10 protein-coding genes and 1 riboswitch are annotated in these 10298 nt (G+C 69.3%); of the genes, 9 read left to right on the top strand and 1 reads right to left on the bottom strand.

Annotated features, from left to right (window positions below):
• The 3 genes from ACJ6WD_RS41105 to ACJ6WD_RS41095 form a co-directional block, all read left to right on the top strand.
• The coding region (locus tag ACJ6WD_RS41105; RefSeq protein WP_407617794.1) for a cbb3-type cytochrome c oxidase subunit I at positions 1–501 on the top strand (501 nt) is incomplete at its 5' end.
• Positions 498–896: a cytochrome c oxidase subunit 4 gene (locus ACJ6WD_RS41100; RefSeq protein ID WP_016572309.1), complete on the top strand. Its 399-nt coding sequence runs from the start codon at positions 498–500 to the stop codon at positions 894–896. The genes ACJ6WD_RS41105 and ACJ6WD_RS41100, both read left to right, overlap by 4 nt.
• A 131-nt stretch (positions 897–1027) precedes the next feature.
• The gene (locus ACJ6WD_RS41095) at positions 1028–2305 is read left to right on the top strand and encodes an Ig-like domain-containing protein (RefSeq protein ID WP_232817067.1); all 1278 of its coding nucleotides are present in this window, start codon (positions 1028–1030) and stop codon (positions 2303–2305) included.
• Between the two features lie 42 nt (positions 2306–2347).
• On the opposite strand, the gene ACJ6WD_RS41090 is transcribed toward ACJ6WD_RS41095, so the two are convergent.
• A complete protein-coding gene (locus ACJ6WD_RS41090; RefSeq protein ID WP_016572311.1) occupies positions 2348–2761 on the bottom strand; it encodes a response regulator transcription factor in 414 nt (137 codons plus the stop codon).
• A 283-nt stretch (positions 2762–3044) separates the two neighbouring features.
• Between ACJ6WD_RS41090 and ACJ6WD_RS41085 the strand changes: the two genes are divergently transcribed.
• From ACJ6WD_RS41085 to ACJ6WD_RS41060, 6 genes are all read left to right on the top strand, one after another.
• Positions 3045–3665, top strand: a complete 621-nt coding sequence (locus ACJ6WD_RS41085) for a heme-copper oxidase subunit III (protein ID WP_016572312.1) — start codon at positions 3045–3047, stop codon at positions 3663–3665.
• Positions 3666–3741: 76 nt separating this feature from the next.
• Complete coding sequence (locus ACJ6WD_RS41080) at positions 3742–4551, top strand: c-type cytochrome (RefSeq protein ID WP_016572313.1); 810 nt, start codon at positions 3742–3744, stop codon at positions 4549–4551.
• Positions 4548–5591, top strand: a complete 1044-nt coding sequence (locus tag ACJ6WD_RS41075; RefSeq protein ID WP_233662060.1) for a ubiquinol-cytochrome c reductase iron-sulfur subunit — start codon at positions 4548–4550, stop codon at positions 5589–5591. The genes ACJ6WD_RS41080 and ACJ6WD_RS41075 overlap by 4 nt, the downstream gene beginning before the upstream one ends.
• Complete coding sequence (locus ACJ6WD_RS41070; RefSeq protein WP_233662061.1) at positions 5588–7225, top strand: ubiquinol-cytochrome c reductase cytochrome b subunit; 1638 nt, start codon at positions 5588–5590, stop codon at positions 7223–7225. The genes ACJ6WD_RS41075 and ACJ6WD_RS41070 overlap by 4 nt, the downstream gene beginning before the upstream one ends.
• A gap of 144 nt (positions 7226–7369) precedes the next feature.
• On the top strand, positions 7370–8434 hold the full coding sequence (gene trpD / locus ACJ6WD_RS41065) for an anthranilate phosphoribosyltransferase (RefSeq protein ID WP_407617793.1): 1065 nt from the start codon (positions 7370–7372) through the stop codon (positions 8432–8434).
• Positions 8435–8513: 79 nt separating this feature from the next.
• Positions 8514–8631: riboswitch (SAM riboswitch) on the top strand.
• Positions 8632–8827: 196 nt separating this feature from the next.
• Positions 8828–10204, top strand: coding sequence for an aminotransferase class V-fold PLP-dependent enzyme (locus tag ACJ6WD_RS41060; RefSeq protein ID WP_233662062.1), 1377 nt, complete (start codon positions 8828–8830; stop codon positions 10202–10204).
• Positions 10205–10298: the final 94 nt, after the last annotated feature.

Genomic DNA, 10298 nt, shown 5'->3' with positions numbered 1-10298 from the left:
GCGATGTTCGCCGGCTTCCACTTCTGGTGGCCGAAGTTCACCGGCAAGATGCTCGACGAGCGGCTCGGAAAGATCACCTTCTGGACGCTGTTCATCGGCTTCCACGGCACGTTCCTGGTCCAGCACTGGCTGGGCGCCGAGGGCATGCCGCGCCGCTACGCGGACTACCTCGCCGCGGACGGCTTCACCACGCTGAACACCATCTCCACGATCAGCTCGTTCCTGCTGGGCATGTCGATCCTGCCGTTCCTCTACAACGTCTGGAAGACCGCCAAGTACGGCGAGAAGATCGAGGTGGACGACCCGTGGGGCTACGGCCGCTCGCTGGAGTGGGCGACCTCGTGCCCGCCGCCGCGGCACAACTTCCTCACCCTGCCGCGCATTCGCTCCGAATCCCCGGCGTTCGATCTGCACCACCCGGAGATCGCGGCGCTGGACGCGCTGCAGAACGGTCGCGAGGGTGACAAGGCGCTGGCCGGCGGCAAGGAGGCGGGCAAGTGAAGATCCAGGGCAAGATGTTCATCTGGCTGAGCGTCTTCATCCTCGCCATGGCGGTCGTCTACGGCGTGTGGTCGAAGGAGCCGGCCGGTACCACGGCGCTCTTCCTGGCCTTCGGCCTGTGCATCATGGTCGGCTACTACCTGGCCTTCACGGCCCGGCGGATCGACGCGGGTGCCCAGGACAACGAGGACGCCGAGGTCGCGGACGACGCTGGTGAGCTGGGCTTCTTCAGCCCGCACAGCTGGCAGCCGCTCTTCCTCGGCATCGGTGGCGCGCTCGCCTTCCTGGGCGTCGTCTTCGGCTTCTGGCTGCTGTACTTCTCCCTCCCGGTGATCCTCGCGGCCCTCTTCGGCTGGGTCTTCGAGTACTACCGCGGCGAGAACCGCACCCAGTAGTACGCACCACGCGAGAACCGCGGCAGACACGCCGCAGGGTCGGGCCCGGACACCCCAACAGGTGTCCGGGCCCGACCCGTTTGCAGTCCTCCAGCGCGCCGCCGAAAGGGATTCTTCGTACGTTTGGGGGCATGAGTTACAGACCTCGAACCCGGACGGTGCTGAGCTGCGGCCTCCTGCTCGTGCCCCTCGCGGTGAGCACCACCGCGTGCGGGGGCTCGTCGTCGGAATCGCTCTCGGCCAACCCCTACGACGCGTCCGACCAGATATCCGCGAACATCCCGGCGGACGGCAGGCACAAGGCGGACCCCGACAAGCCGCTTGAGGTCTCCCTCAAGGGCGACGACTCGCGGATCACGGACGTGACCGCCACCGACTCCACCGGCCGCTACATCCGCGGCGAACTGAGCGCCGACGGCCGGCACTGGCGCACCACCGCGCCCCTGGCCGCCGGCACGCGCTACACGGTGCAGGTGAGCACCGAGGAGGAGGACGGCACCCCGGGCCGCAAGACCCTGGTGGTCAACACCAAGGACGCGGACGACCGGCTGACCGTCAAGTTCGGCCCGGAGAGCGGCGAGTACGGCGTCGGCCAGCCGGTCACCGCAGAGCTCAGCAAGCCGGTCACCGACCCCAAGGCCCGGGCCGTCGTCGAGAGCGCCCTGAAGGTCGACTCCACGCCCCGCGTGGAGGGTTCCTGGCACTGGGTGGACGGCAAGAAGCTGCACTTCCGCCCCAAGGACTACTGGCCCGCCCACGCCGCCGTCGCGGTCCACAGCAACCTCGACGGCCTGAAGATCGCCGGGGGGCTCTACGGCGGCCCCGCCAAACCGATCCGGCTGACCACCGGCGACCGGATCGAGGCCGTCACCGACGCCGCCGCGCACCAGATGACGGTGCTGCGCAACGGCAAGGCCATCAACACCATCCCGGTCACCACCGGCAAGCCCGGCTTCTCCACCCGCAACGGCGTCAAGGTCGTGCTCGGCAAGGAGAGTTTCGTCCGGATGCGCAGCGCCACCGTCGGCATCGCCGCCGGGAGCTCCGACGCCTACGACCTGCCGGTCTATTGGGCCACCCGGGTGACCTGGAGCGGCGAATACGTGCACGCCGCCCCCTGGTCGGTCGGCTCCCAGGGCGCCGCAAACGTCAGCCACGGCTGCACCGGCATGTCCACCGGCAACGCCCAGTGGTTCTTCAACACCGTCCGGGTCGGCGACGTCGTCAAGGTCGTCAACAGCGGCGGGGCCACCATGACGCCGTTCGACAACGGCTTCGGCGACTGGAACATGCCCTGGAAGGACTGGCGCGCCGGCAGCGCGCTCAAGAACCAGGCCGCCACGACCACAGGCGCGGCCGAGCGGCAGCAGAACCCCGCCGCCGACGCCCGGCTCCGCCCGCAGGTCTGAGGGCCGCTCAGGGGCCGTTCACGGCCCCTTCGAGCGCCTCGGTCAGGCCGGCACCACGTCCTGGACGAGCCGCCGCCGGCGCAGCAGACCGGCCAGCGCGTCGGCGAACGCCACCGGGTCGAGGGGATGGGTCACCGCGGCGTCCGCACGGCTCCAGGTGGCCAGCCAGGCGTCCTGCGGACGGCCGATCAGCAGCAGCACCGGCGGGCACTGGAAGATCTCGTCCTTGATCTGCCGGCAGACGCCCATGCCGCCCGCCGGAGCCGTCTCGCCGTCCAGGACGCAGACATCGATCCCGCCCTGCTCCAGGGCCTCCAGCACGGCCGGGGCGGTGGCGCACTCCAGGATCTCGATCTGCGGGGCGTCGGGGGCCGGGCGCCGTCCGGCCGCCAGCCGGACCTGCTCGCGGGTGTTGGCGTTGTCGCTGTAGACCAGCACCGTGGCAGTCGCCTGCATCGTTCCTCCACCTTTGTCGCGGACCTACGTAGCGGATACGGCTCCTGATCAAACCGTTGCGCGATGCTACTCCCGGACGGGCCCCGGGCAGCAGAGGGCGTACGGCCCCGAAATGCGGTCGACGTCCCGTCAGGAGCGGCTTTCCCAGGGTCCGTGCGCCGTCCGGCGCTGCGCACTTCCCCCCTTCGAGCGACCGCCGAGCCGGCCCGAACGAGCAGCGCATACGGCCTTGACACACCGAACGGCACCCCCCGGAGTGAGGGCGGGATAAGCGACCGACATAATGTCGGTCGTGGCGACAGCAACGACAGTAGAAACCGGGCACGCGCACCCGTCGGTCAATCGGCCGAACCTCACCAGCGTCGGAACCATCATCTGGCTGAGTTCCGAGCTGATGTTCTTCGCGGCCCTCTTCGCGATGTACTTCACCCTTCGATCGGTGACGGGCGAGGCGTATTGGAAGCACTCCGCTGATGCGCTGAATCTTCCGTTCTCCGCGACCAACACCACGATCCTGGTGCTCAGCTCGCTGACGTGTCAGCTCGGCGTTTTCGCGGCCGAGCGCGGCGACGTCAAGAAGCTGCGAACCTGGTTCACGATCACCTTCATCATGGGTGCCATCTTCATCGGCGGTCAGGTCTTCGAGTACACGGAGCTGGTCAAGCACGAGGGCCTCTCGCTCTCGTCCGGCCCGTACGGCTCGGTGTTCTACCTGACCACCGGTTTCCACGGACTGCACGTGACAGGCGGTCTGATCGCCTTCCTGCTGGTCCTGGGCAGGACGTACGCGGCCAAGAGGTTCACCCACACGCAGGCCACCGCGGCCATCGTCGTGTCCTACTACTGGCACTTCGTCGATGTCGTCTGGATCGGCCTCTTCGCCACGATCTACCTGATCCGGTAAGAGGTCCGACCGGACTCGCATATCGGACAGACACAGCCAAGCATCGACGCAGAAGATCCTGACACCGGGGTAATCCGTGAAAAAGCTCTCCGCACGACGGCGCCATCCGCTGGCGGCGCTCGTCGTCCTACTCTTCGCGCTGGCGGTCACTGGGGGGCTGTACGCCGCGTTCGCGCCGGCGGACAAGGCTCAAGCCGATGACACCGCCCAGTCTCTTGCCATCAAGGAGGGCAAGAAGCTCTTCGCCGTGGGCTGCGCAAGCTGCCACGGCACCGGCGGTCAGGGCACCTCTGACGGGCCGAGCCTGGTCGGCGTGGGTGCTGCCGCCGTCGACTTCCAGGTGGGCACCGGCCGTATGCCGGCCCAGCAGCCCGGCGCCCAGGTGCCGCGGAAGCGGAACATCTACAACAACGCCCAGATCGACCAGCTCGCGGCCTACGTCGCGTCGCTGGGCCCGGGCCCGTCCGTGCCGGACAAGGCGCAGTACAGCGCCGACGGCGCCGACATCGGCAAGGGCGGCGAGCTGTTCCGCACCAACTGTGCCCAGTGCCACAACTTCACCGGTAAGGGCGGCGCCCTCACCAATGGCAAGTTCGCGCCGACCCTTGAGGGCGTGGACCCGAAGCACATCTACGAGGCCATGCAGACCGGCCCGCAGAACATGCCCTCCTTCGGTGACGGCACGCTGAGCCCGCAGAACAAGAAGGACATCGTCGCGTACCTCGGCGCCGTCAACGGCGACAAGACCGCGAGCCCCGGCGGTATGGAACTCGGCGGTCTGGGCCCGGTGACCGAAGGTCTCTTCGGTTACATCTTCGGCCTGGGTGCGTGTGTCGCGGTCGCCATCTGGGTCGCAGCCCGGACTACGAAGGCCAAGAAGTCATGAGTGAGACAGAAGAAAACCTTCCCAGTGAGCGGGAGACGCCTCACGAGGGCGCGGTGGGGAAGGCGGACAACCCCTTCGCCGACCCCGGGCTGCCGCCCCACGAGCACCGCATCCAGGACATCGACGAGCGGGCCGCCAAGCGCTCCGAGCGCACCGTCGCCATGCTCTTCCTGGTGTCGATGCTCGCCACCGTCGCGTTCATCGCGTCGTACGTGGCCATCCCGATCGACAAGATCGTCTACATCTTCCCGCTCGGTCACATCAGCGGGCTGAACTTCGCCCTCGGTCTGACCCTGGGCGTGGCGCTCTTCTGCATCGGCGCCGGCGCGGTCCACTGGGCCCGCACGCTGATGTCGGACGAGGAGGTCGCCGACGAGCGGCACCCGATCGAGGCCACCCCCGACGTCAAGGCCAAGGTCCTGGCGGACTTCGCCCAGGGCGCCAAGGAGTCGCAGTTCGGTCGGCGCAAGCTGATCCGCAACACGATGTTCGGTGCGCTGGCCCTGGTGCCGCTCTCCGGCGTCGTGCTGCTGCGCGACCTCGGCCCGCTGCCCGAGAAGAAGCTGCGGACCACCGGCTGGAAGAGGGGCGTCCGCCTGGTCAACCAGTCGACGAACCTCCCGCTGCGTCCCGAGGACATCGCGGTCGGCTCCCTCACGTTCGCCAAGCCCGAGGGCCTGGAGGAGAACGACGAGGACTTCGCCAACAAGATCGCCAAGGACGCCCTGATGCTCGTGCGGATCCAGCCGCAGAACATCAAGGACAAGCAGGAACTCGCCTGGTCGCACGAGGGCATCGTCGCGTACTCGAAGATCTGCACCCACGTGGGTTGCCCGATCAGCCTGTACGAGCAGCAGACGCACCACGTGCTCTGCCCCTGCCACCAGTCGACCTTCGACCTTTCCGACGGCGGTCGGGTGATCTTCGGCCCGGCCGGCCACGCCCTGCCGCAGCTGCACATCACGGTGAAGGACGGCTTCCTCGAGGCCGCAAGCGAGTTCGCGGAGCCCGTCGGCCCGAGCTTCTGGGAGCGCGGATGAGTAACGAGACGACCGCGACCACTACCCGCCGTGGCCAGGCGCCACGGGGCGAGCGGATCGCCGACTGGGCCGACGGCCGGCTGGGCATCTACAGCCTCGCCAAGTCCAACATGCGCAAGATCTTCCCGGACCACTGGTCCTTCATGTTGGGTGAGGTCGCGCTCTACAGCTTCATCATCATCATCCTGACCGGTGTCTACCTGACGCTGTTCTTCCACCCGAGCATGGCCGAGGTCACCTACCACGGGTCCTACGTGCCGATGCACGGGATCAGGATGACCCAGGCCTTCGAGTCGACGCTGAACATCAGCTTCGACGTGCGCGGCGGTCTGCTGATCCGGCAGATCCACCACTGGGCGGCGCTGGTCTTCCTGGCCGCGATGATGGTCCACATGATGCGGGTGTTCTTCACCGGTGCGTTCCGCAAGCCGCGTGAGGTCAACTGGCTCTTCGGCTTCCTGCTGTTCGTCCTGGGCATGTTCACCGGCTTCACCGGTTACTCGCTCCCCGACGACCTGCTGTCCGGCACCGGTGTCCGCTTCATCGAGGGCGTCATCCTGGCGATGCCGCTGGTCGGCTCGTACCTGCAGATGTTCATCTTCGGCGGCGAGTTCCCCGGGCACGACATCATCCCGCGGTTCTTCACGGTCCACGTGCTGCTGCTGCCGGGCATCATGCTCGGCCTGCTGGTGGCGCACCTGATCCTGGTCTTCTACCACAAGCACACGCAGTTCCCGGGTGCCGGCAAGACCAACAACAACGTGGTCGGCATGCCGCTGCTGCCGGTCTACATGGCCAAGGCCGGAGGCTTCTTCTTCCTGGTCTTCGGTGTGATCTCGGTGATCGCCGCGGTCGCCAGCATCAACCCCGTGTGGGCCATCGGCCCGTACCGGCCGGACCAGGTGTCCACCGGTGCGCAGCCGGACTGGTACATGGGCTTCGCCGAGGGCCTGGTGCGCGTCATGCCGGGCTGGGAGTGGAACTTCTGGGGCCACACCATCAACTTCGGCGTGCTGATCCCGATCCTGGTCTTCCCGCTGGTCCTGGTCGCCATCGCGGTCTACCCGTTCATCGAGTCCTGGGTCCGCGGCGACAAGCGCGAGCACCACATCCTGGACCGCCCGCGCAACGTGCCCACCCGCACCGGCTTCGGCGTGGCCTGGCTCGTCGCGTACTTCGTGATGCTGATCGGTGGCGGCAACGACCTGTGGGCGACGCACTTCCACCTGTCGATCAACTCGATCACCTGGTTCGTCCGGATCGCGTTCTTCGTCGGGCCGGTGCTGGCCTTCATCGCCACCAAGCGGATCTGCCTGGGTCTCCAGCGCCGCGACAAGGACAAGGTGCTGCACGGACGCGAGTCCGGCATCATCAAGCGCCTGCCGCACGGTGAGTTCATCGAGGTCCACGAGCCGCTCAACCAGGAGCAGCTGCACGTCCTGACCCAGCACGAGCAGCCCGAGCCGCTCGAACTCGGTCCCGAGGTCGACGAGAACGGCGTCCAGCGCAAGCTCAAGCGCACGCAGAAGCTGCGCGCCAAGCTCTCCAAGGGCTACTACGGCGAGGACAACGTCATCCCCAAGCCGACCGTCGAGGAGTACAAGGAGATCACCAGCGGCCACGGCCACCACTGATCCCCGCGGGCGCGGCACCGCCGCGCACCGCTGGTAGTACGCCACCCAGAGGGCCCCGTCCACGGATAGGACGGGGCCCTCCGGCATGCCCACGGCTCGATAGGGTGAGCGGCACAAGCAGGTGACGAACCAGGAGCGTGGACCATGGACGTTGTGACCCCGGTGGGCGGCGGCAGCGTGGCGGACCGCTCCTGGCCGGCCGTGCTGAACGCCCTCCTCGACGGCCGCGACCTCACCGCCGACGACACCGCCTGGGTCATGGACCGGATCATGCGCGGCGAGGCCACCGACGCGCAGATCGCCGGCTTCGCGGTGGCGCTGCGCGCCAAGGGCGAGACCGTCGCGGAGATCTCCGGACTGGTCCGGACGATGTACGCGCACGCCAGCCTGATCGACGTGCCCGGCCCCAGCGTCGACATCGTCGGCACCGGCGGCGACGGGGCGAACACCGTCAACATCTCCACCATGTCGGCGATCGTGGTCGCCGGCACCGGCGCCAAGGTCGTCAAGCACGGCAGCCGCGCCGCGTCCTCGGCCAGCGGCGCCACCGACGTCCTGGAGAAGCTGGGCGTCAACCTCAACCTCACGCCGCGGCGGGTCGTCGAGGTCGCCGCGGAGGCCGGGATCACCTTCTGCTTCGCGGCCAAGTTCCACCCCGCCCTGCGCCACGTGGCGGCCGCCCGCGGCCAGCTGGGCATCCGCACCACCTTCAACGTGCTGGGGCCGCTGACCAACCCGGCCCGGGTCAAGGCCCAGGCCACCGGCGTCGCGGACGCCCGGATGGCGCCGATCCTGGCCGGCGTGCTGGCCGAGCGCGGCTCGTCGGCACTGGTCTTCCGCGGCGACGACGGGCTGGACGAACTGACCACCACCGCCACGTCCCGGGTGTGGATCGTGCAGGACGGCCGGGTCCGCGAGGAACCCTTCGACCCGCGCGACGTCGGGATCGACCTGGTCCCGGTGGAGGCGCTGCGCGGCGCCGACGCGTCGTACAACGCCGAGGTGGCCCGGCGGCTCCTCGACGGCGAGACCGGCCCGGTGCGGGACGCGGTGCTGCTGAACTCCGCGGCCGCGCTGGCCGCGCTGGCGCCCTCCGACGCCCCGCTGACCGAGCGGATCCGCGACGGCCTCGACAAGGCCGCCGCGGCGCTCGACTCGGGGGCCGCCAAGCGCTCGCTGGAACGCTGGGTCGCGGCCAGCAACGCCTGACGACGATGTGACGCACGTCCCGGTCCGTCATGCGGACCGGGACTTGCGCACGAATGATCGTGTGGCATGATTCTGCGCAGGTCACGAGTGACAGCGATGTAGGCCCCGGCCCGCTGTCCGGCAACCCTCCTTCCGTGGCGGGGTGCCCCGGGTGATGACCAGGCCGCAGGCAGCGAGGTCTGCGGCAAGCGCGGATCCCTCGCCAGGGATCCTGGTCCCCGAGGGAGTCCTTCCGTGATGAAGCGAATGCGCTAGGGCCCACGGCCCCTCTTCCGCGCCACCCTTTTCTCTCCACGCTGCGGCGTCGTGCCGGGCGGGTCCCGCGTACCTTCCGCGTACCGTGCGACGCCCCCCCGCCGCAGCGAATTCGCTCATGCCTCCCGGGAGTTCGCCATGTCCGTTTCCGCTGCCGCCGACCGTTCCGTCTGTGCCCCGCTGCCCGTGCTGGGCCGGGACGTCCTGGTCCCGCTGGTCACCGGCGGCGAGGCCGTCTACGCCGCGCTCGACTACGCCGCCAGCGCGCCGGCGCTCCAGCGGGTCTGGGACGACGTCGCCGCCTACGCCCCGTACTACGGCAGCGTCCACCGCGGCGCCGGCTACCTCTCGCAGCTCTCCACCGACCTCTTCGAGAACGCCCGCAGGACCGTCTCCGACTTCCTCGGCTGCCGCACCGACGACCAGGTGGTCTTCACCCGCTCCACCACCGACTCGTTGAACCTGCTGGCCGCGGCCCTGCCGCAGGGCACCCGGGTGTTCGTCTTCGAGACCGAGCACCATGCCTCGCTGCTGCCCTGGGAGCGCCGCGCGGACGTCTCCGTGACCTACCTCAACGCGCCGCGCACCCCGCAGCAGGCGGTCGACACCCTGGAGCAGGCGCTGGCCACCCGCGAGCCGTACGGCCCGGCGCTGGTCTGCGTCACCGGCGCCTCGAACGTCACCGGCGAACTGTGGCCGGTGCGGGAACTGGCGGCCGCCGCGCACGCCCACGGCGCCCGGATCGTCCTCGACGCGGCCCAACTGGCCCCGCACCACCCGGTGGACCTCGCGGAACTCGACGTCGACTGGGTCGCGTTCTCCGGCCACAAGCTGTACGCGCCGTTCGGCGCCGGCGTACTGGCCGGGCGCGCCGACTGGCTCCAGGACGCCGAGCCGTACCTCGCCGGCGGCGGCGCCAGCCGGAAGGTCGCCCGCCGGACCGACGGCGGCGTGGACGTCGAGTGGCACACGAGCGCCGCCCGGCACGAAGCGGGTTCCCCCAACGTGATCGGCGCCTACTCCATCGCCTCGGCCTGCAAGGCGCTCACCGAAGCGGGTTGGGACACCCTGATCACCCGCGAACAGGAACTCATCGACACCGTGCGGGCGGGTCTCGCGGAGGTCCCCGAGGTCCGCGTCCTCTCCCTCTTCGGCGACGACGCCCCCCGCGTAGGCGTCCTCTCCTTCGTCGTCGAGGGCTGGAACAGCTCGCACTTCGCCGCCGCCCTCTCCGCCGAATACGGCATCGGCGTCCGCGACGGCCTCTTCTGCGCCCACCCGCTGGTCCGCACCCTGCTCGGCAGCGAACCGCAGGAACCCGGCGAGTGCGGCGCCCCGGAGGCGGCCCCCGGGGAGCGCTCCCTCAACGCCATCCGCGTCAGCTTCGGCGCCGGCACGCCCGACGAGCACGTCGACCGCTTCGTCCGCGCCGTCAAGGAACTCGTCACGGACGGCGCCCGCTGGAACTACCAGGTGGAAGACGGCCGTTGCGTTCCAGCGCGTAGCGCTGGGTGAATCCCACGTGGTCGGCTGTCCCGCCGTGGGGCGTCTCGCCGTTGCGCCTGCGGCGCGGGCGTTGTCCGCTGCGCGGGGCTGTTGGGTGCGGTGA

The sequence above is a fragment of the Streptomyces sp. VTCC 41912 genome (assembly GCF_045799175.1).
Taxonomy (GTDB): Bacteria; Actinomycetota; Actinomycetes; order Streptomycetales; family Streptomycetaceae; genus Streptomyces; species Streptomyces albulus_C.
Note: the sequence above shows the minus strand (reverse complement) of the source record. Positions and strands in the feature narration are given on the sequence as shown.